Below are 23,843 nucleotides of genomic sequence, written 5' to 3'. Positions count from 1 at the left end.
TTGAATGGCAGGCCGTCAATGCAACCAGCGTGCGGGCACGATCACAAGATCGGGAAACAGCACGAGCAGGAAAAGCACGAGCGACTGCGCCAGAAGGAACGGCCATACGCCAGCCGTCACCTTGCCAAGCGGTATTCTCCCGACACCGCTGACAACGTTGAGCACAACACCGACCGGTGGCGTGATGAGGCCGATCGAGTTGTTGATGATAAAGAGCACGCCGAAATAGACCGGATCGATTCCCGCCTGCTTGATGATCGGCATGAGAACCGGCGTCAGGATCAGGATGGTCGGCGTCAGATCCAGTGCCGTACCGACAACCAGAACCAGGATCATGATGACGAACATCAACAGCGTCGGGCGATCAATCAGCGGTTCGATATAGCCGGCGATTTCTGCAGGTATGTTCGCAGCCGTGATGAGCCATGCCGATACGAGTGCCGCGCAGACGAGGAACATGATGACCGAAGTCGTCTTGGCGGCCTGCAGAATGACGTGCGGAAGGTCTCTCGGCTTCAGTTCCTTGTAGATTACCATGCCGACGAACATCGCATAGACGGCGGCAACGACGGCAGCTTCGGTCGGCGTCACGATGCCGATCTTGATGCCGCCGAGGATGATCACAGGCATGCCGAGCGCCCAGGCAGCGCGTCCGGTTGCGTGCAGGCGTTCCTTGTAGGTAGTCTTCGGAAGCGCCTGGACGTTATCTTTGCGCACCACGATCAGCCAGGTAATGATCAGTGAGACGGCCATCAGGATGCCGGGAAAAATGCCCGCCATGAAGAGCTGGGTGATCGACACGTTCGCGGCAACGCCGAACACGATAAACGCCATCGACGGCGGAATGACCGGGGCGATGATTCCGCCGGCAGCGATCAGACCGCCAGAGCGGGGAATATTGTAGCCGGCCTTGGCCATCATCGGGATGAGGATGGCGGCAAGGGCGGCCGTATCGGCAGCGGCCGAACCCGAAATGCTGGCCATGATGAGCGCTGCGAAAATCGCGACGATCCCGAGACCACCTCTGATGTGACCGACGCAGGCGATCGCGAAATCGATGATACGCTTCGACAAACCGCCGGAATTCATCAATTCGCCGGCGAGAATGAAGAAGGGGATGGCAAGCAGGGTAAATGTATCTGCGCCGGCAATCATGTTCTGCGCGATGATCTGGCTGTTGAACATGTCCATGTACCACATGAGCACGACGCCGCAGAAAATCAGCGAGAACGCGACGGGTACGCCAACGGCCATCGCCCCAAGCAGCGATCCAACAAAGACGAAAAGAGTCATTTAGGTCCGCTCCGCCAGTTGTTCGATCGTCATGTTTTCACCCGTGAAGGCTGCGATTTCCGCGTCGGTGACACGACCGGTGATCAGGCGGAACAGCCGTTCAAGCGCGATCAGCACGCATCCTCCACCGGTGAAGAAGCCGATGCCGTAGACCCACGCCATGGAAAGCCCGGTCACAGGTGCGACCATGCTGGCGTTGATCGGCAACTGGACCCATGTGCCCCAGAAGAAAATTGCCGAACACAGGATGATCAGCAGGTTCGAGATGATCATGCAGGCGATACGGCCCGAGCGACCGAGCATGGCGACCAGCGACTCCACACCAAGGTGGGAATGTTCGCGAAACGCAACGACAGCACCGATAAAGGTCAGCCAGACGAAGAAGTAGCGCGACAGCTCTTCCGATATGTTGAGGCCGGAGTTGAAACCGTAGCGCAGCACCACGTTGAGGAACACCATGATTGCCATGCCTGCCAAAAGCAGGATCAGCAGCAGTTCCAGGAAGCGATAAAAGAGATCGTTTATTCGTTGCATCGGGTTCCTCCTCCCATCAACCGCGGCGGCTACAAGAGCTTGCGCTTCGCGAGGTTCTTCATCAAAGCCGTCAGCCCGAAGTCCCAGGGCGGGCAGGCTTCACTATTTTCCACCCAATTCACCAGGCGCCCGAGCCTTGGCGACGAAATCTCGACGCGGTCGCCGATCTCGTGGGTAAAGCCCAGACCCTTGCCGCGCCGATCCTTGACCGGCGCAAACATGGTGCCGAGAAACAATACGGCGCCATCAGGGTATTGATGGTTGCGGTTGAGAAGCTGCGACACGAGATCTTCCGGCGTGCGGCTAATTGCCTGCATCGGGCTGACGCCCGTCATCTCGAAACCTTCAGGGCCCTCGACGACAAGCGAGATCTCCGATTTCTTGACGTCTTCGAGCGAAAATTCGCCGTCGAACAGTCGGATGAAGGGACCGAGAGAACAGGATGCGTTGTTGTCTTTTGCCTTGCTGAGAAGCAGGGCGGACCGTCCTTCGAAATCGCGAAGATTGACGTCATTGCCAAGCGTCGCACCGACAATCGCACCCGTGGATGTGACAGCAAGCACCACTTCCGGTTCGGGATTGTTCCAATCCGACTTCGGGTGAATGCCGACCAGCGACCCGCAGCCGACGGCCGACATGGGTTGAGCCTTGGTGAAGATTTCCGCATCCGGACCGATCCCGACTTCGAGATACTGCGACCATAGCCCCATATCCTGCAACAGCGCTTTCACGCTTGCCGCCTTTTCTGAGCCGGCTACAAGTCCCTTCAGGCTGTCGCCCAGAACCGGCGCCAGGCGGCCGCGGATCTCCTGGGCCCGAAGCGGATCGCCCTTGGCCTGTTCCTCGATGACCCGTTCCAGCATGCTGTCTGCGAAAGTTACGCCTGCGGCTTTGATCGCCTGCAGGTCAACAGGCGCCAGCAGCGTTCCGGCAGTGCCGTCTAGGAAGTCATTGAGAGCGCCGAGATCCGTCCAATCGGTAGCGGCCGTCAGGCGCTCCACCAGGCCGTCGATCTCAAGCAGTGCTGACAGCGTCGCAGCGAGCGACGAAAGATCCAGAAGCCTGCCATTCCGGTAAAGGACAGGGCAGGGGCCGTCCGCAGCCTTCGACCAGACACGACCAACCAGAGTGGCGGTCTCGGAATCCTGCGGCAAAATCAGTTCGGGCGTCAGCCCGCCATGTATAGTCATTATGATCCTCCAAGCGGCCGATCGATCAGGCCTCCACCCGTCAATCTGTTGTCCGATGTCTGACAACGTCGCTTGAGCTTTCTACTGAGTGTTTTTCTTTGTGTCCAGTACTGCAACCCTGTCAATTCTGGGGATCATCTATACAATATACGCGGGCAAAGAACGCCGACGCACGGTGTCGTTCCGGTGCGCCTCAATGAAGTCGATGCAAGCTGACCAGGCGACGGATGAAGGATCGTCCTACCTCGAGCGGTGACGGACGATCCAAAAGGATCTCGATAAAACCTGCGGCTGTTTGCGCACTGGCGCGGATATGGAGCGGGGCAACGGCGTCGGTAAACTTCATTTGAAATCGCTCGGCGCTTGCTAGGACGGAGGTTCAGCCTAAGTGTTGCGCATGGGCAATTTAAAAGAAGGCGTTCTCAACGCGATGGCTGCCGACCAAAGTGCAACGGGCTGGCAGTCGGATCCCGAACGAAGTCCCGACTTCCAATATTCCGGACTTCCAGTCCGGTGGCGCCGTCGTATTGTTCTGGCGCTCAACCTCGCAACGATCGCGGGGCTTGGGTATGTCGTCTACCGACTTCTTTCCCCAGATGGCATTGATGGTGCGGAAGCCGTCATGCTGATCGGGTTCATGCTGGCAACGCCGTGGACGGTGCTTGGGTTCTGGAACGCCGTGATCGGGATCGTCCTCCAGCATGGCCCCGGCGACCCCTCCAAAAGCATCTACCCCTTCTATCCGCAGGGTCAGGGAAGCCAGCCGATCGCTTTGTCGTCGCGGACAGCGCTGACGATATTCCTGCGCAACGAAGATCCGCGGCCCGTCTTTGCCCGGATAGAGGCGATGCAGAAGAGCCTTCAGGCGACCGGCCTTCAACGCCACTTTCGGTTCTTCGTCCTCAGCGACACTTCCGAGCCCGACATCATCCAGTTGGAAGAAGCGGGCTTCGATCTCGTTGCCGCTCATGTCGTGGCGGATGGCGGTAACCGGCCGGTCTATCGTCGTCGTGCTGACAATGCCGGTTACAAGGCGGGCAATATTCAGGACTTCCTGAAGGAACACGGAAGCCGCTACGACTTTTTCCTGCCGCTGGATTCCGACAGCGTCATGTCCGGCGACGTGATGATACGGCTGGTGGCTGCCATGGAGGCACGACCTGAGCTCGGGATTCTGCAGACCCTGGTCGTCGGAGTGCCCGCCGAAAGCGGCTTTGCCCGGATGTTCCAGTTCGGTATGCGTCACGGAATGCGGTCTTTCACGCTCGGCTCCGCATGGTGGAGCGCTGATTGCGGGCCTTACTGGGGGCACAACGCCCTGATCCGCGCCGCGGCATTTGAGGCCCACTGCAATCTGCCCGTTCTCCCGGGATCGCCGCCATTGGGCGGCCATGTGCTGAGCCACGACCAGCTGGAAGCGACCTATATGCGTCGGGGCGGCTACGAAGTTCGTGTGCTGCCGATCGAGACACAGAGCTTCGAAGCCAACCCACCGACCTTGCTGGAGTTTGCCAAGCGAGATCTGCGATGGTGCCAGGGCAACATGCAGTATTGGCGTTTCCTTTTTGAGCCGGGCCTCAAGCCGCTGAGCAGGTTCCAGCTTTTTCAGGCGGTCCTGATGTATGTGGCACCGCCGGCCTGGATCGTCGCGACGTTTGCCGCCGCATGGAAGGGTGTGACCGGCGGCTTTGATGCGACCTATATCGAACTCGGCTTCTGGTCGTTCATCACCATCTTTCTTCTGTCGGTCACCCCCAAGATCGCCGGCGTCGTCGATGTGCTGCTTACCCCCGGCGCGATCCGCTCCTATGGCGGACCATTGCGCTTCGGTCTGTCGGCGGTGATCGAACTCCTGGCCTCGATGATCATGGCGCCGATCGTTGCCGTCTATGTCTCGGTGTTCCTCATCGGTCTTCTGTTTGGACGTTCGGTCACCTGGAGCGGTCAGAACCGCGACCGGCTCGGCGTTACGCTCGGCACCGCCGTCAAGGCGATGGGCCTTCAGACATTGATCGGCGTTGTCCTCGCAACGATCATAACGGGCCTGATCGGTGGGTACGCGATCTTCTGGGCTCTGCCTGTGGTCGCCGGTCTCTGTCTGGCGATCCCGTTCACGGTCTTCACGGCCTCGCAGCGGTTCGGTTACTGGACGACCCGTTTCGGACTGTTCGCAATTCCCGAGGAGGGCTGTCTTCCGCGGGTCCTCACCCGCCTCGTTCCGCATGAAGCCCGTCTCTGGCGTCGTCCGTCCGTCAGAGTTGAAGGCAATTTTCCCAAGCCGGCACGCGATGGCCAGGCATGACGATAGCCCAAGCATTGTGGCTGGTGCGAGAGAACCAGCCTGAATTGCGGGAGACGCCGCTTGGTCCGCTCGGGCACGGCGATGTTCTGGTGGAGAGCCTCTTCGGCGCCATCAGCCGCGGCACGGAATCGCTGGTGGCAGCCGGCTTGGTCCCCGAAAGCGAATACGACAGCATGCGGGCGCCGTTGCAGGATGGAGAATTCCCGTTTCCGATCAAGTACGGCTACGCGGTGGTCGGAACCGTAAAGGACGGCCCGGAAGCGCTTGTGGGCCGGACAGTATTCTGCCTCTATCCGCATCAGGATGCCTTCCACGCCCCCGCTGAGATGGTCGTGCCGGTTCCAGCAGGCGTGCCCGCCTCGCGCGCCGTCCTTGCAGCCAATATGGAGACGGCCCTCAACGGCGTTTGGGATGCCGGCATTCTTCCTGGAGACAAGGTCGCGGTCGTCGGTGCAGGGCTCGTCGGGCTTCTGATTGCCTATCTCGCCGCAAGGATCCCGGGCACCGAAGTCACCGTCGTGGACGTCAATGGCGATCGCCGCGGTCTTGCCGAAGATTTCGGATGCCGGTTTGCATCACCCGAACAGGCGAACGACCGTGCCGGCGGATGCGATGTGGTGATCCACACGTCGGCCACGGCCGCAGGTCTTGCCACATCCATTGCGCTCGCCGGCTTCGAGGCGCGGATCGTCGAGATGTCCTGGTATGGCGAAGGCAGCGTGAATATTCCGCTGGGCGGTCGTTTCCACAGTCAACGCCTGTCGATCGTCGCTTCGCAGGTCGGCAACGTACCGGTTCAAAGGCGCGCAAGGTGGCCTTTTTCGCGGCGTCTGGCCGCGGCACTTGCACTGCTTGCGGATGACCGCCTCGACAAACTCTTCTCCGGCGAGACGGACTTTCCCGACCTTGCCCAAGACTATTGCCAAATTCTCGCCGATCCCGGCACCCTTTGCCACCGTATCCGATACCGTTAGTCTGAAAGGACATTCCCCGCATGTTTGCAGTTGAAGTTCGCGACCACATGATGATTGCCCATAGCTTGCCACGGGAGGTATTCGGCCCGGCCCAGGCGATGCATGGCGCGACCTTTATTGTCGATGCCGCCTTCATGACCGAAGATCTCGACGAAAACGGGCTCGGCGTCGATATCGGCCTTGCAACGACGGTGCTGAAAGCAATCGTTGCGCCGCTCAACTACCAGAACCTCGACGAACTCGAAATCTTTCGCGGCAAGGTCACCACGACGGAGGTGCTCGCCAAGCACGTCTTCGATCAGCTGAAAGCCGGTATCGCTGCCGGCGATCTTGGTCCGGGTGGCGTGCGCATCCGCCGCCTCAAGGTAACCCTGCATGAAAGCCATGTGGCCCGAGCCTGGTATGAGGCTGCGATTTGAACGCCGCATCAAGGGAGCGACGGCTGGTATTCGCCATCCCCGGCGATATCGACACCCGCAGCGGCGGGTATGGCTATGACCGGCGGATGATCGAGGAGCTTAGGGCAATCGGCTGGACAGTCGAGCACCTGCAGCTTCCCGGCGGCTTTCCGGAACCGAGCGAAAGCGAGCTTGCCAAAACAGCCGAAAAACTCGCAGCCCTCGCCGCCGATAGTCTCGTTCTGATCGATGGCCTTGCATTTGGGGCAATGCCGGCAATTGCCATGGAGGAGGCGACCCGCCTCCGCATGATTGCGCTCGTCCATCATCCGTTGGCACTCGAAAGCGGCATTCCGGCCGGCGTTGCCGAGCGGTTGCGAAAAAGCGAGATGACAGCGCTAGGTGCAGCCAAAGGTGTCGTCGTCACAAGCCCCAGCACGGCGCGAACTCTGGTATCGCAATTCCGCGTGGCCCCGGATCTCGTGCGTGTCGCCGTGCCTGGAACGGAGCAGGCAAAGCCTGCATCGGGCAGCACGGCCGGTGACGGGGTGATGATCCTGTCGGTCGGATCGCTGACGCAGCGCAAGGATCATGCGGCGCTGATTTCAGCGCTCGAGCGCATCTCCGATCGCCCATGGCAGTGCCGGATCGCAGGCAGCGATGACATGGATCGTCAATGCGCTGCCGATCTGCGACGACAGATCGAGGCGTGCGGGCTCTCCGACCGGGTGACTTTGACGGGCGCGCTTGATGATGTAGCGGTCGAATATGCCCAAGCGGATATTTTTGCACTCGCCAGCCAATATGAAGGCTACGGCATGGCCTTTGCGGAAGCCATGGTGCGCGGCCTGCCGATCGTTGGCTGTCGCGGCGGGGCGATACCGGATTTGGTGACTGACGATGCCGGGATCCTCGTGGAACCGGGCGACATTGCCGGGCTCGCCGAAGCTCTGGCGCTGCTGATCGACCAGCCGGAAACGCGACAAGCTTATTCTGCGGGCGCACTTGCCGTGGGCCAGCAGCTGCCCGATTGGCCCGCAACGGCAAAGGTGCTTTCCGACTTCCTGGAGGAAATGCGATGAGTGGCTTCGACACAGTCTGGCTCGATCTGCGCGAGCCCGCGGACAATGCTGCGCGTGAACCCGAGCTCCGGCGGTCTGCCATCGAAAGTGTGACCGCAGACGGGAACGGCGCGACGGTCGTCGATCTCGGCTGCGGAACCGGCTCCACTGTCCGCGCACTTGCGCCCCAGAGTTTGTCCTGGCACTGGCGGCTTGTCGACAACGATCTGCAACTGCTCGAAGAAGCCGCAAACAGGCTCGACATGCCCAACCAGGTGAAATGCCTGCAGGCCGACCTTAGCCAGTTGGCGCCTGAGCTCTTCACGGATGCGAGGCTGGTCACAGCATCTGCGCTTTTCGACCTCGTCTCAGCCGAGTTTCTGGAGCGTCTCCTTCATCTCCTCGCGGAGCGTGACATCGGCCTCTATACGGCGCTCAACTACGATGGCGTCTGCAGCTGGGAAATCGCGCACGAAGCGGATGCCTTGGTTGTCGAAGCGTTCAACGCCCACCAACGCCGCGACAAGGGCTTTGGACCGGCGCTTGGTCCAACGGCGGAACCGGTCTTGTCCCGGTTGGCAGAGCAGGCGGGCTTCAAGGTTCTCACGGGTCAGAGCCCCTGGCATCTCGGCGGAGATCAAGCCGAATTGCAGCGTCAATTCATTGACGGCATGGCAAACGCTGCGTCTGAGACGGACCGAATAGAGAAGGCGATGCTGGACGACTGGCGACGGATGCGTCTCGAGATGGTATCGCGTTCGGCCTGCGAAGTCGGGCACTGGGATATGCTTCTCCTCCGCTGATTGGTTGCCACCCCGATCATCCCGCTGTCGGGGTGGAAAGAAGCCAGAGGCCGAAGACGGTATAGCCTATCATCGCAAGGGCCAGAAAAGCCTGACTGATGGTGGCGCTTGCCGGTTTCACGAAGTGCTTGAGCGCAATCATGTGGGCGATCAGAATGCCGATGCAGTGCCCGGCGACGATGATCGCGGTCTGTGCGATCCAGAGCTTTTCGACACTGTTGATGTCGATCAGCATCGATGCCGTGACGTGGCGATCGGCGGTGCCGAACAGATCCCAGCCAAGCGCAAAGGGATCCGAGATCGCAGAGTAGAGATATTGCCCGTTGATCAGAAGCAGGCTGAGATAGTGGGCTGCATGGAAGGCAACCGCTATCGGAATGATCGAATAGACCAGATGCGTGATCAGCCCTCGATCAGCGACTAATCGTGCCTCTCCGGCAAGCCGGGCTCCTGATATGACAGCCGCGAAATAGATCACTGCGAGCACCGCCGGAGCGGCGATCAAGCCGAGCGTATTCGGCAGGGTCACAGCGCTGCGGCCGGGAAATTCCAGCGGGTTCACCCCGATCATCGAGAGCCAGGTGAAGGTCTCTGCAAAGCCATCGAAGGACGCCGTTCCGAGCGTCAGCAGCAGAAACAGGGCGGCGCTGATCGGCGGCGGCTCCGCCGCGACGCAGTCTTGTCCCGGCCAGCGGAAACGGACACTCGCCCATATTCCTGATTTCGGCGGCTTGATCTCAAACGGTGCGATCATGCCGATCATGCGGAAATACACCGAGAATGGTTCGCCCCGCTCTGTCCAATCTCGCTCTCCGAAAACCAGCATGGCGATGAAATTGAGAACCCAGTAGACCGAGACAGCGATGGCGAGACGGGGAGGGTCCTCCGGGGCGAGCGAAACCAGCTCGTACCAGGCAAACATCAGAAACAGGAGGATCGCGGGGATGTAACCGACGGCCTCCGGCAGCTTCAACAGGGGAGCTTCGCCAAGCCTGCCGCCTGTCGCTCGCCGCAGGATACGAAGAGGACCCGTCCAGGGATTGAGCCATGGCCACAGGTTCCCGACCAGCGCCTGCAGCAAGGTCAGGCCGACCCAGAATAGCGTCCAGACGACAAGCGGCAAAGGATTTTCAAGCGGATCGGCTGTCGAATAGCGGCCGGCGGCGATCAGGACCAGCAGAAGCAGGAAGCTCAGCGTGCTGACGATCGCGATCGGCGGCACCGGCCGGCGATCGAGCGTGATGGAGGCACTGCCGGCCTGTGTGAACCAACGCGACGGAACCAGCAACAATGCGACGAAGGTAACTGCGACGACGATCGCGCCGCCTGTCAGGTAATATTCGGTCGGCAGCAGCATCACCAGCCCGCGTTCCGTCCCGTGCGCGCTGGCCGTGCCGGGCATGAGCGTCCACAAGAGAGCTGCCGTCGCCGATGGACAGGCCGGCAACCGGTGTTTTCGGGGAAATGACGGCAACGGGTTCATCCTGCGTCTGGTGGCGTGATCGGCTGAAACATCATGCCGGGATGGAGAAGCGTATCCCATACCACGACATCTTCGCTCAGACTGGGCCTCGTGCCGCTCCTGTCAGGTCTCCTGATCAGCGGAATTCTTTGCTATAGGACATGGTAGGGCTCTTATTGTCGGTGGCACCTGGTAGACCATCGACTATCGCATCAGCATGATGGGCGTCAGTACCGTTGAGAGGAAAATTTCGAATGACCGACAAGACTTCAGCACCGAAATCCTCGGTGACCCGCCGGACGACCCTTCTTGGAATGGGCGCGGCAACGGGTGCGGGCATTCTTTCTTCCGTCTCGCCGGGCTTCGTCCGATACTCGCACGCCCAGACCTCCGCCCCGATCAAGCTCGGCTTTGAATGCCACCGCACCGGTATCGGCGCATCCTATGGTCGCTGGTACGAGCGCGTCGCACGCGCTGCCGTCAAGATCATCAACGAGGAGGGCGGCATCAACGGCCGTCCGGTAAAACTGATCGTTGAAGACGATGGCACGGATCCGAAACGAGGCGCCGAAGTCGTCGAGAAGTTCGCGACCCAGCATAAGGTCGATGCTGTGTTCGGGACGCTGTTTTCACACGTTGTCGTCGCCGCCGCGCCGCGGGCGGGCGAATTGAAGATGCCTTATCTCGTGGTGTCGGAAGGCACCCACGTGTCCTCAGGCAGCCTCAACCGATATTGCTTCCAGCCCGGCATTACCGATGTCCGCAGCCAGGTCACATCAGTGGCACCCTGGATTACGCAAAACCTCGGCAAGAAGGTCACGATGATCTTCCCGGACTACGCCTTCGGCTATGACCACCGCGATAATCTTCCGCCCGCCATCAAGGCGCAGGGTGGTGAGGTCGTCGAGATGATCGCCGTTCCCCCGACGGAAACATCGTTTACGCGCTACCTGCCGCGAATTCCCGCAGACACCGACGTGCTCTACCACATCATGGTCGGTCCGGCGGTTCTCACCTTCGTCACCGAGCTCGGTCAGTTCTACGGCTCGCAGCGACCCCAGATCTTCGGCTTCATCGATAGCGTCGAGGCCGTCGATCTTTCGACGCCGCAACTGAGCTTCCTCGATGGGACCTATTTCTGGGAGGGCATGCCCCGCTACGCCCAGAAGGACCAGAGCGAATGGGACAAGTTCTATCGCACGGCAGTCGGCGTCAACGAGAATGGTGCAAGCATCGCCGATCCGAAGGACATCGCCACCTACGCCCATATGTACGGGGTCTGGGAAACCCTGTTCACCATCAAGCAGGCGATGCAGACGGCCGGATACAACGGCCCGCAGGACAAGGCCAAGTTCATCGAAGCCTTGGAAGCGATCGAGACATTCGAGGAAGGCCGAGACCATCCGCAGGGCAACAAGATTTTCAACGGCAAGAACCATCAGGTTTACGGCCACCAGAACATCTCCAAGGTCGAAGGCGGCCGGATGGATGTCGTGCACCGGACCTCGATCGAAGACGGCATGTACGAGGTGACGGCGGACTACACGAAGATGTCCCTCTGACCCCTGCTTTCGGAAGGGATCGGTTGACCGGTCCCTTCGCTCTTCACCCCGCGTCGTTTTTCCTGTCTAACCGCAGCAAATCAGGCAAGGGGACAGTCGTGTCCGTGCATAGGAGCTAGGGTTTGGCGTTCGGTCCGTTTCTGCTGTTGGCGACACTGGAAGGACTGCTCCAGGCCGCGGTCCTCACATTGACGGCGCTTGGCCTTTCTCTGGTGTTCGGCGTCATGCGCGTCGTCAATGTCGCCCATGGCGAATTCTATATGCTCGGCGCCGTTGTCGCTTGGTGGGTGGCGTCGATGTTCTCGCTGCATCCGGCAGTCGGCTTTTTCGCGGCGCTCGTCATCAGCCCGTTGATTGTCGGGGCGATCGCTTTTGCCAGCGAGCGGCTGATCCTGAAGCGGCTGAACTACGATCCGGAATCCACCATCGTCGCCACGATCGGCATGCTCTACATCATCCAGCAGACGGTGCTTCTGACCTATGGTCCGGATGCGCGGCCGGTGTCCGCGCCGTTCTATTACCGCATCCAGCTGCCGTGGTTCGGCTATTCCGGTTACAACCTGTTCGTCATCGCAGCGGCGATCGTGTTGCTGCTGGCGGTCTGGTTCGTGCTCAGCCGTACACGGCTCGGGCTCATCATGCGTGCCACGCAGTTCGACCGCGAGATGGCGCAGGCCTTCGGGATACCGATCGAACGCGTCTATGCCTTCGTTTTTGCCGCCGGGGCCATGCTGGCGGCGATTGCTGCGGTGCTGATCGTGCCGATCCGTCAGGCCCATTACCTGATGGGGCTCGATCCGCTGCTTCTCTCCTTCATCGTCGTCATCCTTGGCGGCCTTGGCAGTCTGCGAGGCACCGTTATCGCCGCGCTGCTGATAGGATTGAGCGACGGCATCATTTCGGTGTTCTTCTCACCGACGCTTGCGAAGATCATCTCGACCCTGCTTGTCACCCTTGTTCTGGTGTTCAAGCCGGAAGGTCTGTTCGGGGCGAAGGCGCGATGAGAAGCGAAAACACCATCCGCGTCATCGCGCTTCACGTCGGCGTGCTGGCAGCCCTCTTTCTTGTCCAGTTCGTGCTGCCCGATTATCACCACCTCGCCCTGACCCGCGTCATGCTGTTGGCGATCTATGCCATGGGCTACAACATGCTGTTCGGCTATACGGGCCTGCTGAGCCTCGGACATGCGATGTTCTTTGCCGCCGGTCTCTACGGCGCCGGCATGACGGCCTATTACACCGATCTCGGCGTGCCGCTCGCGTTTGTCATCGGAATTATCTGTGGCGCAGCCCTGTCGCTCGTCATCGGCGTGATCGCGCTGCGCACGACAGGCGTGGCCTTCATGATTGTCACCATGATGTTCGGCCAGGTTGCCTATCTCACGATCACCTACTTCACCGACTATACCCGCGGCGAAGAAGGCCTGACGATGCCGGCAGCCGCCCGCAGTTTCGATCTCCTCGGTCTCCACGTCGACCTGACGAATGCCGTCCAGCGCTACAATCTGGCGCTCGGCCTTCTGGCTTTGACACTGCTCGTCATCTTCGTCGTCGTGCGGGGACCAATCGGCAGGGTGCTGATCGCGATCCGCGAAAACGAGACGCGCACGCTGATGCTGGGCTTCGACACATTGAAGCTGAAGCTCGGTGCGCTCGTCCTGTCAGGCACGATATCCGCCATGGCCGGTGCCGCCTACGGGCTGATGTTCGCCTATGTCGGCGCGACCTTTGCCACCGTCCAGTATTCGATCGAAGCGCTGCTCTTCACGTTGCTCGGCGGTGCCGGAACGATCCTTGGTCCGCTGCTCGGCTCAATCCTCATGTTCTACATGATCGACATCACCAGCGAATACACCCAGGCCTATCTGCTCGTGACCGGCGTCGCGCTTGTGGTTCTGGTCCTCTTCTTTCCGAAAGGCATTCTCGGGACGATCCGCGAAAGGTGGCTGTCATGGCTTCCGTGAGCCTGCTTTCGACAAAAGGACTCAGCCGCCATTTTGGAGGGCTGAAAGCCGTCGACAATGTCGACTTTACCATCATAGAAGGCGAGATCCGCGCGCTGATCGGACCGAACGGTGCCGGAAAGACGACGTTCGTCTCGCTGCTCGCCGGCCGTATCGCGCCGAGCGTCGGGTCGATCGAGTTCCTGGGCAAGGACATCACCGACCGACCGGCGCATAAGCGCGTGCGCGACGGCATTGCCTATACATTCCAGATCACCAGCATCTATCCGACGCTGACCGTGTTCGACAACGTGGCGCTGTCTGCACAAAGCGCGCTGAGGCGTCACCCCGGCTCGAAACAGTCTGACATTGCCGAGAAGGCAAGTGAAGCCCTGGACCGCGTCGGACTTGCCGATCGAATGGGAGAAAAGGCCGGGACCATGGCCTATGGCCACCAGCGGCTTCTTGAGGTCGCAATGGGACTGGCGTTGGAGCCGAAACTCCTGATCCTCGATGAGCCGACGCAAGGCTTGTCGGATAGTGAGATTGAAAGTTTCTGCCGGCTGGTGAAGGAAATCGCTAGGTCTGCAACGGTGCTGCTGATCGAGCACAACATGCCCGTCGTCATGCAGCTCGCCGACACGATCACGGTGCTCAACCACGGTCAAATCCTCGCCGAGGGGTCGCCCAGTGACATCCGTGCCAACGCAGCCGTGCAGGCAGCCTATCTGGGAACCGGTTGATATGCTCGAAGTCTCCAATCTCGATGTCTACCACGACAGCAGCAAGACGCTGCAGGGTATGTCACTGACGCTGCAAAAGGGTGAGGTTCTCTGCCTGCTCGGCCGCAATGGTGCGGGCAAGACGACGACCCTGCGTGCGATCATGGGTCTCGCAACGGCCGGTGCCGGAAGTATCCGGCTCGATGGCACCGAAATTTCGGCGCTGCCGGCGCACGAACGGCCACGCCTCGGCATCGGCTACGTGCCTCAAGGCCGCCGGTTGTTCTCAGAGCTGACCGTGCGGGAAAATCTCGAAATCGGCATGATGACACGACGCAGTCCGCAGCGCGTGCTCGACGAAACGCTTTCGCTGTTTCCCCGGCTGCAGGAGCGCCTCGGCCAGGTTTCCGGAACGCTGTCCGGCGGCGAACAGCAGATGCTGGCGACCGCGCGCGCCTTATGTCTCGATCCGAAGGTCATCCTGCTCGACGAGCCGACCGAAGGGCTGATGCCCTCGATGATCGCGACGATCCGTGATGTCGTGGTGACGCTGCGCAATCAGGGAAAAGCAATCCTGCTGGTCGAGCAGCGGGTCGAGGCCGTGTTATCGATCGCCGACCGCGTCTGTTTCGTCGAGAACGGCAAGGCGCAGGCAGTCATGCCGGTTGAGGCGCTGAGGGCCGATCCGTCTCTTCTGTCCCGCTACGTCGGTGTCGGCTAAAGTCGGGCGATCTTGCGCGGCTCGATCCTGATCACCGATCAGACCATGCCGACCTGGCCGGAATGCAGCCGGTTATAAGCGCCCCGACGTTCGATGAGGTCCTGATGGGTGCCCTGTTCGGCAATTCCAGAATCATCAATGACGACGATTCGATCGGCGCCCTGGATCGTGGCGAGGCGATGGGCGATGATCAGCGTCGTCCGCCCCTGCGACAGTTCGGCAAGCGATCGCTGGATCGCGCGCTCGGTTTCAGTGTCGAGCGCCGAAGTCGCTTCATCGAGGATCAGGATAGGAGGATTTTTGAGGAACATGCGGGCAATCGCCACCCGCTGCTTCTGGCCGCCGGACAATTTCACACCGCGCTCACCGATGACCGTATCGAGACCCTCCGGCAGGTTTGCCAGCATGTCCTCAAGACGTGCGCGGTGCGCGGCTTCGACAATATCAGCCTCGGAAGCGCCCAGTCTTCCATAGGCGATATTTTCCCGCAGCGTACCACCGAACAGGAAGACATCCTGCTGCACGATGCCGATCTGCTGGCGAAGGGATTCCTTCGTCATCTTGCGGATGTCGATCCCGTCGATCGTGATGCTCCCCGACACGACTTCGTAGAACCGCGGAAGAAGCGAGCATATGGTTGTCTTGCCGGCGCCCGAGGGCCCCACGAACGCGATCGTCTCGCCAGCGAGGATATCGAGGTTGATCTCTTCGAAGACAGTCTTTGCCGCGGTGTATCCGAAGGTCACGGACCGGTACGCGATCTCGCCTTTCAGGTGATCAACGGCGACCGCATCCGGTGCATCAGCAATATCGGGCTCCGTATCGATCAGTTCGGTAAACCGCCTGAAGCCCGCGATCCCCTTCGGATAGGTCTCGATCACCGAATTGATCTTTTCCACCGGACGAAAGAAGATGCCGACGAGAAGCAGGAAACCGATGAAGCCGCCCGCCGTCAGGTCGCCGGCGAGCACGAAATAGGCGCCGGTCACCATCACCACCATCTGGGTCAGCCGCATGCTGAGGTAACTCATGGAACTGGTGGCGGCCATCAGCTTGTAGGCTTCCAGCTTCACGCGGCGATAGCTTTGGTTGTCCTTTTCGAACAGCGCGCGCTCGTGACCCTCGTTGGCGAAAGCCTGCACGACACGCATACCACCGACGTTTTCCTCAATGCGTGCGTTGAACTCGCCGATCCGGCTGAAAAGCCGATGGAAATTTTCAGTCATGCGGCCGCCAAAATGGCTTGTTGCCCAGGCGGTCACAGGAACGATGGTCGCAGTGATGACCGCCATCTGCCAATTGACTGAAAACATCAGCAGCAGAGCGCCGACAAAGGTCATCAGCGCAATGAACAGGTCTTCAGGCCCGTGATGCGCGACTTCGCCGATTTCCTCCAGGTCCTTGGTCAGGCGCCCGACGATATGACCGGTTTTTTGATTGTCAAAATAGCCGAACGACAGCTTCTGCAGGTGGTTGAACGCCGCCCGCCGCATGTCTGTCTCGATATTGATGCCGAGCATATGGCCCCAATAGGTGACGACGGCCATCAACCCGGTATTGAGGACATAGATGACGAGAAGGCCAGCCGACGCGAGGATGATCAGCAGCCATTCCTGGCTCAGCAGAAGCCTGTCCACAAACAGCTTCACCGCCATGGGAAATCCAAGCTCGAGGAGGCCGGACACGATGGCGCAGCCGAAGTCGAGGAGGAATAGGCCTTTATAGGGCTGATAATAAGAGAAGAAGCGACGAAGCATGCTGACCTGCAGACGATGTCACATCTGGCCTGCAGCGATGCAGGCCGGATGTGAGAACATGAGTAACCTTCTCATATTCGAAAAGCCGCCGGAAAGGATAGTGCCGTTATGCCACGGCACGCCATTCACTTCGCTCAGGCGGTCTGCAAGCAGCACGTCGCCGTCTGCGGGGTCTTGATCAGCCCCGTCCGAACTCGTCGACGATGCGGATAATGTCGTCTTCCCCAAGATAGGAACCGGTCTGGACCTCGATCATTTCAAGCATGATCTTGCCGGGGTTGGCCAGGCGATGGACTTCACCCTGTGGAATGTACACGCTCTCGTTTTCGCGGACCGTCTGCACGGTGTCACCGATCGTCACCTCGGCCGTGCCCTTGACGCAGATCCAGTGCTCCGAGCGGTGGTGATGCTTTTGGAGAGAGAGCTTCTTGCCTGGCGTCACAAACAGCCGTTTCACCTGGAACCGATCGCCGTTGAGGATCGAGGTATAGCCACCCCAGGGGCGGTAGGAGGTTGGATGTGTTTCGGTGAGAGCCGAAGTCGCCTTGGCGGCGGCGAGTTGCTTGACGATGTTGCCGACGTTCTGACTGTCGTCGAGGCGGCCGACATAGACAGCGTCCTCGCTGGCGATGACGGCAATTCCATCCACACCCTGCACGGCCATATGACCGTGGCGCGACAGGACGAGCGAGTTCTTCGTGTTGATCAGCGTCGCGTTGCCGAGCGCGACATTGCCATCGGCATCCTGCTCGCCCAGCTTCCAGACCGCATCCCAGCTGCCCATGTCTGACCAAGTGAAGGACGCCGGCACGACAGCAGCGTTTGCTGTCTTTTCCATGATCGCATAGTCGACCGAGATGTTCGGGCTGGCCGAAAACGATGCCTCGTCTAGGCGCAAGAAATCGAGGTCACCGGATGCCTTTGCAACGGCAGCGCTTGCAGCTTCAGCAACAGCGGGCGCAAAGCGGGCGAACTCGCTGAGAACCACGCCGGCCTGGAACATGAAGATGCCGGAGTTCCAGACAAAACCACCGCTCGCCAGCATCTTTTCAGCGTCCGGCAGGGCAGGCTTTTCGACGAAGCGCTTTACTGTGTTCGCACCGCTTGAGAGCTGGTCACCGATCTCGATATAGCCATAGCCGGTCGAAGGCTCGGTCGGTGTAATGCCGAAGGTGACGAGCTTGCCGCTTGCTGCCGTCTTGCGTGCGGTCTGAATGGCATCGAAATAGGCCTTGCCCGCTTCGATTTCGTGGTCGGAGGCCAGCACCTGCAAGATCGCGTCGTCGCCGAACTTCTCGGCGACGAAGGCAGCGGCTGCGGCAACGGCCGGTGCCGTGTTGCGCGCGGACGGCTCCAGCATGATCGCCGTGAGTGGCAGGCCAAGCTCGCGTGCCTGTTCGGCGGCAAGGAAGCGGAAATCTTCGTTGGTGATGACGATTGCAGGCTCATAGAGCGTCTCGTCGGCAACACGCGCAAGCGTGGACTGGAACAGCGTCTGGTCGCCGACGAACTGTATAAACTGCTTTGGTGCAGAAGACCGTGACAACGGCCACAGCCGCGTGCCCTTGCCGCCTGCCATGATTACGGGAATGATCTTGCCAACCATAGTCTCAGTCTCCACTGACGCTTTTGCTTTTGAGATTTGTCATCGGTTACGTTCTGCCGCCCAACGCCGAATGAGATCAAGCCCTTGATCCAACAATTCCGAGGCGGCCCGTTCATCCGGCGCTTCGACGTAGCAGCGCATTTCAGGCGCATTTCCAGACGGCCGAAGATGGATGATGCGCCCGTCCTCAAGTGTCACGCGAAGCCCGTCTATTTCGCTTTTCGCAGTGACCGAGCCGATGGGCGCGAGGAAAGCGGAAAGATTGTCGTCGGATGCCCGCAGATGCGCCATCAGTGCCGCACTCGTTTCCACGGGGAAGTTTTCCAGCCGGTCTGCCGCTGCAAATGCCAGCGGATAATCGGCAACGATGCGCGATAGGGGTTGCTTGGCATTCGCGAGAAGCGAAAGCGTTGCCAAGGCCGGCAGGAAGCTGTCACGGGTTGGCAGCGCCTGCAATGTGCCTCCAGAAACTGTGAAGTCGGAGCCGGTGAGTGTGCCGCCATTGGCCTCGAACCCGACGATCGCCGTTTTGCCCTCCTTGGCTGCCGCCTGCATGGCGGCAATGACGAATGGTGAGCCGACCTTTGTTCTTACAACCGTATAGTCGCCGGCAGCCTCTATCCGTGAATTGGACGTGACCGGGGTGGCGACCACTTGGGCATGGAGGAAGTTTGCCGTGATCAGGCCCAACAGATCGCCTCTGAGCGGCTGCCCCTTTTCGTCTGCGACGAGTGGGCGGTCGCCATCACCATCCGCGGAGACGATCGCGTCGAGATGATATTGTGGGGCCCAACCCTGCAGCAGCGCAATCGTCTCGGCAGAGACGGCTTCCGTATCGACGGGAATGAAACGCTCAGAGCGTCCGAGCGGCACGACCTGCGCCCCCAGCTTTTCAAGAACCTGAACGAAGAGATCGCGCGCGACTGTGGAATGCTGATAGACGCCGACACGCAATCCCGCCAATGCGTCGGGAGCAAGCAGCATGGCGTTGCGTTCGACGAAAAGTGCTTCGGCCTTCACGTGCTGATCCGAAGCTTCGCCCGGAGTGGCGTCGATCTCTTCATCTGCCATGGCGCCGGCGATCGCCGTGATCCGGATCTCGTCCTGTTTGTCGATCTCACCATCGGCACGGTAGAATTTGATGCCGTTGCGATCGTCCGGGATATGCGATCCTGTGATCATCAGGCAGGCAGCCGAGAGCTTCATACCGTATAGTGCAAGCGCGGGTGTGGGAACGGCACCGCAGTCGATCGCGCAGAGTCCTGCTCGCTGCAGGGCGCCGATACATGTTGCCGATATACCGGGGCTCGAAGCGCGAAAGTCACGACCAACCAAGACCGGATCACCCGGTTTCGCAAGCCCGGCCTCAAGAAGATGGCGCGCAAACGCCGTCGCATAGAGCGCCGAGGCTCTCCCCTCGAGGTCAACGACAAGACCGCGAAGGCCGCTTGTTCCAAATTTCATGATGCGTCTGTTTCGATTGGATGGATCAATGGTTGCGGGAGCCAATACCATAAAAATATGGGAGGTAGCTATAGATGCCCGCTTGTTAAAAGCGAGAGTATATAATTAAATATAGTTAACGCTGGTGGAGTGCGAAATCCCGTGGTTCATTCAATACTGATCAATTTCTAAAGTATAGTCTATCTCGTGTGCCGTATGTTTACGAGTGCTATCCAATATCGAAAATCTAGGATTAGGAGAGATCGTGCAAGATCGTCAAGAAAATTTGCTCCAAAAAGATTTAAGCTGTCGATCCATTTTAATGTTGCACTGGTCAGCATTCGCGTTGGCGCTTTTGAATTTTGGCGCCGTGCAAATTTCCACTCTCGCGATCTACGGATTAGCAAGTGCTCTCCTGCTTTGTAGCGCCGTCTTCGTCCGAGGGATCCCCAAGGTAGGGGAGCCGGCAGTGAAAGCGGCTATCGTATTGGCTCTGGTCGCCTTCGCATGGGTAATGTTCCAGACTACTCCGCTGCCTGAAGCAATCTTCAGTCAACCGTCGTGGAGAGACCTGGTCGAGTTTCAGCTCGATGCTTCCCCGGTAATATCCTTGACGCCTGCGGATGACTGGGCATCTTTGCTTCGTTTCCTCGTGCCGGTTGAGGTCTTTCTGATCGGGATTATTCTGTGCGACAGCGACGAACGAGCGATCGCCACCCTCAGAGGCCTGGCGATAGCAGGAGCAGTTGTCGCTCTTCTGTCCATCGCCCAATTCCTGATCGCGCCCAATACACTCCTCTTCATCGCAAAGACGGCTTACCTCGACAGCCTAACCGGCTTCTTTGTCAATCGGAACACCGCCGCAACCTATTTCGGGATTGTCGCCATCCTGAACTATGGGATCCTTTCGTCTCACCTGCGGTGTGTTGAGGTCCGGCGAATTCTCACGTCGCTGGATCAAGGCAGGGGTCTTCCATTCGATCAACGAAAGGCAATTCGAGGAGCACTAAGCTTTGCGATACTGTTTATGGTATCGGTCACGGCTCTTGTGCTGACGAAGTCCCGGGCCGGGGTTGCGGCAAGTTTTGCCGCGCTTCTGTTGATGACCCTGTTGTTCGTGTTCAGACCTTCGCAGAACAAGCATCCTGTCCCTGCGCTTCGAGGTACCGGCCTTAGATCCATCCGCGTTGGCGCATTTCTGATAGCGATAGCTTTAACCGGCCTATTCGCAGCAGGCTTCCTGTCGTTTTCTGGCAGAGCTTTGCTCCGAGCAGAAGTGCAGGGCGCAAGCGACGGCCGCTTTTGCATCATGCCGGGATTGGCCTCGGGGGTATCCGATCATTTTCCGTTCGGGACCGGACTGGCAAGTTTCGAAACCGCTTTTACAGCGTATCGCGATCCGGACTGCGGCGTCTACACGGTTTGGAATCGTGCCCACGATGTCTATCTCGAAGCAGTCTTCACGTTGGGCGTCGCTGGCATACTCATTATCGCGTTTGGACTGGCCTTTATCTTATCGTGCCTCGTTAGAGGAATGGCAGCGAGGCGTCGCCTTCGTTATGTCCCAGAATCCGGCTTCGCGGTGGTGTTGCTGCTTGTCGTTCACTCCGCTTTCGACTTCTCGATCCAGATCTCCGGCCTCGCCATTTTCGTGGCTGCGACCTTGGCGCCGATCGTCGTTGTCTGCGCTGCCGATCCAAAAGTCGGGTCGAAAAACAGGCGAAATCGAACGATCCAAACAAGTGTGGCGGGGCAATTGTCGTCGGCGCCCAGCCTGCGAGATAAACAGTTGCCTGCTTGAAATATGCAGCTTATCCAAAGCATCTACATTAGTAAGATAAGTTCTATTGTACTATTTTATAGCTTAGGCACAAATAATATATATAATTATTAGTTAAATCTGTGATTTATCAGCAACAAAGCTTCGTTTCGTTCTGGATTCATTTGTTACTGTCCAATCTAAACTAGAAATAAATAATCTCGTGTGCAAGTTTCGCTTGGGGCTTCTAAGGGGACACACGTGAAAATCAAAACCGCATCGACTTTTGTTCTTGTGGCGACGTCATTCCTGTCGGGATGCACGGCGCTGCCAAACTCTGGACCAGATTCTCGGCAGGTGGAGGCGCAGGCAACTGCAAAGGTTACATCAGCCAAAAAGGCACAGGCCGTCGGGATCGACTATGCTCTGGTCGACATTAGTAAATCTGTGCTTGCTTATGTAGAGGATACTAAGGCGACATCCCTTAAAGGGGGGTTCGGCGGCGGTCGTGGCGGAGCCCCGAGCTTGCCGCTCGGCGTTGGTGACGTCGTTCAGGTCTCCGTCTTTGAATCTCAGTCCGGCGGCCTGTTTATTCCCAACGACGCCGGGAGTCGTCCTGGTAACTACGTGTCGCTACCGAACCAGACAATCGATCGGGAGGGTACGATCAGCGTCCCTTACGCCGGTCGTATCCCGGCCGCCGGGCGTCCGGTGGAGGACGTCCAGCGACAAGTTGAGGATGCACTCGCCAATCGCGCGATTGAGCCGCAGGTGTTGATCACGAAGGTCAGCAGCCGATCTGCTCAGGTCGCGGTTCTGGGCGACGTACGCTCGCCTGCGAAGATAGAGTTGACGGAAGCTGGTGAGCGCGTGCTTGACGTCGTTTCAGAAGCCGGCGGCCTGAGCTCGCCCGGCATCGAAACCTATATTACGCTGCAAAGACGCGGAAAATCGGCGACTGTCCTTTACGATTATCTGGTCGCCACGCCGTCTGAAAACATCTATGTCGCACCTGGCGACACCATTCTGGTCGATCGTGAACGTCGAACCTACCTTGCATTTGGCGCCTCGGGTCTCAATGGCAGGTTTGACTTCGAGGAATCGAAGCTGACCCTTGGTGAAGCACTGGGGAAGGCGGGCGGATTGCTGGACTCGCGTGCAAATCCGGCGCAGGTCATGCTCTACCGCACAGTCAAGAAAGACTTCCTGGCTAAGCTGGGCGTAGATACCAGTCGGTTCAGCGGCGAAATGGTTCCCGTCATCTTCAGAGCCAATATGAGAGATCCTTCGGCTCTCTTCGCTGTCCAGAAGTTCCCGATGCAGGATAAGGACACGATCTATGTGTCCAACTCCGACTCCGTCGAAACGCTGAAGTTCCTCAACATCCTGAATTCTGTGACGTCGACTGTCGCTGGTGTTCCGTCGGATGCCATCGCCACCCGCGATGCTGTTCGAGAACTCGCCCCGTGAGTTTTGGCCTCAAATTCACAAGTTAACAGTAATTTAATCTCTCTATTGATGATTTTTTACTTCTGTGCGATGGATTGATTAGTTTAGTAATCTTCGGGAGACAGTCATGCATAAGTTTTTTATAAGTAATATTGCAGCTATCGCGCTTGTCACTGCTCTAGTTTCAGGTATTGCTGACCTTTCTTCGGCTCATGCACAGTCGGCTTTGCCAACGGCGGGATGCTTCGTCGCGCCGGCCCGGATGTCTGATGCCGAGATCAGCGCGTTTCTCGCAGCTCCAGAAAGTCTGTTGTCGCAGTTCTCGTCTGGCGGACTTCCACTTTCCAATCAGGCTCGTTCGCTCGCCGGATCCAGCGCCGACGCACTGTCCCCGCTGATTGCCATCGCTGCAAAGGCTAATGCCGGTCAGGCTGCCGCGATCGGCGCGGGGCTTGCTCGTGCCGCAAGGGCCTGCGCTACCGTCAATCCCGAATATGCCTCCCGTATCCAGGACGCTATCGCGGACAGCGGCAATCGCGCCCTCGAGACAGCGTTTCTCGCGGCCAACAGCGAAACGCAGACTGCGTCTCTTGGCGGCGGCCTCAGCGGTGGCGGCTCGGCAACCGGTGGCGCTGGCGCGATTGGCGGCGGCGGCACGCCGGGTGGCGGCAGCAATGGTGGCGCGGGAACGACTGCGTCGACCGGCTCGGGCTCGTCCAGCTTCTCTTCCGGCGGCGGTAGCGGATATTACGCGAGCGAAGACGGCGGCTCGACGACGATCGTCGAAGGCAGTTCGACCACGGCGTCGTTCTGAGGCGGCTACTGTCTGGCATTTCATTGAGCGAGGTTTTTCTTGCAGATTCAT

General features: G+C 59.2%; 20 protein-coding genes. 13 read left to right on the top strand and 7 right to left on the bottom strand.

What is annotated here, in order from left to right; genetic code table 11:
• Positions 1-15 precede the first annotated feature (15 nt).
• Genes ACQY1J_RS03915 through ACQY1J_RS03905 form a run of 3 tightly spaced genes read right to left on the bottom strand, consistent with a single transcriptional unit; the run spans position 16 to position 3,017 of the window.
• A complete protein-coding gene (locus ACQY1J_RS03915) occupies positions 16-1,293 on the bottom strand; it encodes a TRAP transporter large permease subunit (RefSeq protein WP_062458589.1) in 1,278 nt (425 codons plus the stop codon).
• Positions 1,294-1,827: a TRAP transporter small permease gene (locus ACQY1J_RS03910; RefSeq protein ID WP_062458592.1), complete on the bottom strand. Its 534-nt coding sequence runs from the start codon at positions 1,825-1,827 to the stop codon at positions 1,294-1,296.
• Between the two features lie 29 nt (positions 1,828-1,856).
• Positions 1,857-3,017 (bottom strand): fumarylacetoacetate hydrolase family protein, encoded by a 1,161-nt coding sequence (locus tag ACQY1J_RS03905; protein WP_430249454.1) that lies wholly within the window; start codon positions 3,015-3,017, stop codon positions 1,857-1,859.
• Positions 3,018-3,414: 397 nt separating this feature from the next.
• On the opposite strand from ACQY1J_RS03905, the gene mdoH reads away from it, so the two are divergent.
• Genes mdoH through ACQY1J_RS03880 form a run of 5 tightly spaced genes read left to right on the top strand, consistent with a single transcriptional unit; the run spans position 3,415 to position 8,555 of the window.
• On the top strand, positions 3,415-5,319 hold the full coding sequence (gene mdoH, locus ACQY1J_RS03900) for a glucans biosynthesis glucosyltransferase MdoH (RefSeq protein WP_430249453.1): 1,905 nt from the start codon (positions 3,415-3,417) through the stop codon (positions 5,317-5,319).
• Positions 5,316-6,293, top strand: a complete 978-nt coding sequence (locus ACQY1J_RS03895; protein ID WP_430249451.1) for a zinc-dependent alcohol dehydrogenase — start codon at positions 5,316-5,318, stop codon at positions 6,291-6,293. The genes mdoH and ACQY1J_RS03895 overlap by 4 nt, the downstream gene beginning before the upstream one ends.
• A gap of 20 nt (positions 6,294-6,313) precedes the next feature.
• Positions 6,314-6,712 (top strand): 6-pyruvoyl trahydropterin synthase family protein, encoded by a 399-nt coding sequence (locus tag ACQY1J_RS03890; protein ID WP_062458601.1) that lies wholly within the window; start codon positions 6,314-6,316, stop codon positions 6,710-6,712.
• The gene (locus ACQY1J_RS03885; RefSeq protein ID WP_430249450.1) at positions 6,709-7,773 is read left to right on the top strand and encodes a glycosyltransferase family 4 protein; all 1,065 of its coding nucleotides are present in this window, start codon (positions 6,709-6,711) and stop codon (positions 7,771-7,773) included. The genes ACQY1J_RS03890 and ACQY1J_RS03885 overlap by 4 nt, the downstream gene beginning before the upstream one ends.
• Positions 7,770-8,555 (top strand): class I SAM-dependent methyltransferase, encoded by a 786-nt coding sequence (locus ACQY1J_RS03880; RefSeq protein ID WP_430249448.1) that lies wholly within the window; start codon positions 7,770-7,772, stop codon positions 8,553-8,555. Before ACQY1J_RS03885 ends, ACQY1J_RS03880 begins: the two co-directional genes overlap by 4 nt.
• A gap of 16 nt (positions 8,556-8,571) precedes the next feature.
• Here ACQY1J_RS03880 and ACQY1J_RS03875 read toward each other — a convergent pair whose 3' ends face one another.
• A complete protein-coding gene (locus ACQY1J_RS03875) occupies positions 8,572-9,957 on the bottom strand; it encodes a hypothetical protein (RefSeq protein WP_430249447.1) in 1,386 nt (461 codons plus the stop codon).
• 314 nt (positions 9,958-10,271) lie between these two features.
• On the opposite strand from ACQY1J_RS03875, the gene ACQY1J_RS03870 reads away from it, so the two are divergent.
• The 5 genes from ACQY1J_RS03870 (at position 10,272) to ACQY1J_RS03850 (ending at position 14,964) form a co-directional block, all read left to right on the top strand.
• Positions 10,272-11,579 (top strand): ABC transporter substrate-binding protein, encoded by a 1,308-nt coding sequence (locus ACQY1J_RS03870; protein ID WP_430249445.1) that lies wholly within the window; start codon positions 10,272-10,274, stop codon positions 11,577-11,579.
• 122 nt (positions 11,580-11,701) lie between these two features.
• Entirely contained in the window at positions 11,702-12,583 is an 882-nt protein-coding gene (locus ACQY1J_RS03865; RefSeq protein WP_062458623.1) for a branched-chain amino acid ABC transporter permease, read from the top strand.
• Complete coding sequence (locus tag ACQY1J_RS03860) at positions 12,580-13,542, top strand: branched-chain amino acid ABC transporter permease (RefSeq protein ID WP_430249443.1); 963 nt, start codon at positions 12,580-12,582, stop codon at positions 13,540-13,542. The genes ACQY1J_RS03865 and ACQY1J_RS03860 overlap by 4 nt, the downstream gene beginning before the upstream one ends.
• The gene (locus tag ACQY1J_RS03855; protein WP_430249442.1) at positions 13,530-14,264 is read left to right on the top strand and encodes an ABC transporter ATP-binding protein; all 735 of its coding nucleotides are present in this window, start codon (positions 13,530-13,532) and stop codon (positions 14,262-14,264) included. Before ACQY1J_RS03860 ends, ACQY1J_RS03855 begins: the two co-directional genes overlap by 13 nt.
• 1 nt (position 14,265) lies before the next feature.
• Positions 14,266-14,964, top strand: coding sequence for an ABC transporter ATP-binding protein (locus tag ACQY1J_RS03850; protein WP_430249441.1), 699 nt, complete (start codon positions 14,266-14,268; stop codon positions 14,962-14,964).
• Positions 14,965-15,002: 38 nt separating this feature from the next.
• Here the strand turns inward: ACQY1J_RS03850 and ACQY1J_RS03845 are convergent, their stop codons facing one another.
• The 3 genes from ACQY1J_RS03845 to ACQY1J_RS03835 form a co-directional block, all read right to left on the bottom strand.
• A complete protein-coding gene (locus ACQY1J_RS03845) occupies positions 15,003-16,721 on the bottom strand; it encodes an ABC transporter ATP-binding protein (RefSeq protein ID WP_430249439.1) in 1,719 nt (572 codons plus the stop codon).
• A 178-nt stretch (positions 16,722-16,899) separates the two neighbouring features.
• On the bottom strand, positions 16,900-18,327 hold the full coding sequence (locus ACQY1J_RS03840; protein WP_184655292.1) for a mannose-1-phosphate guanylyltransferase/mannose-6-phosphate isomerase: 1,428 nt from the start codon (positions 18,325-18,327) through the stop codon (positions 16,900-16,902).
• Positions 18,328-18,366: 39 nt separating this feature from the next.
• Complete coding sequence (locus ACQY1J_RS03835; protein ID WP_430249438.1) at positions 18,367-19,791, bottom strand: phosphomannomutase; 1,425 nt, start codon at positions 19,789-19,791, stop codon at positions 18,367-18,369.
• 244 nt (positions 19,792-20,035) lie between these two features.
• Here ACQY1J_RS03835 and ACQY1J_RS03830 point away from each other — a divergent pair, with 244 nt between their 5' ends.
• The 3 genes from ACQY1J_RS03830 to ACQY1J_RS03820 all read left to right on the top strand — a co-directional run bounded on the left by ACQY1J_RS03830 (position 20,036) and on the right by ACQY1J_RS03820 (position 23,792).
• Positions 20,036-21,571: an O-antigen ligase family protein gene (locus ACQY1J_RS03830; protein ID WP_430249436.1), complete on the top strand. Its 1,536-nt coding sequence runs from the start codon at positions 20,036-20,038 to the stop codon at positions 21,569-21,571.
• A 225-nt stretch (positions 21,572-21,796) separates the two neighbouring features.
• A complete protein-coding gene (locus ACQY1J_RS03825; RefSeq protein WP_174197882.1) occupies positions 21,797-22,999 on the top strand; it encodes a polysaccharide biosynthesis/export family protein in 1,203 nt (400 codons plus the stop codon).
• 241 nt (positions 23,000-23,240) lie between these two features.
• Complete coding sequence (locus tag ACQY1J_RS03820; protein WP_062458645.1) at positions 23,241-23,792, top strand: hypothetical protein; 552 nt, start codon at positions 23,241-23,243, stop codon at positions 23,790-23,792.
• Positions 23,793-23,843: the final 51 nt, after the last annotated feature.

It is taken from the genome of Neorhizobium sp. DAR64860/K0K1 (genome assembly GCF_050500205.1).
GTDB classification, from domain to species: Bacteria; Pseudomonadota; Alphaproteobacteria; order Rhizobiales; family Rhizobiaceae; genus Neorhizobium; species Neorhizobium soli.
This window is presented reverse-complemented; position numbering and strand designations above follow the sequence as displayed.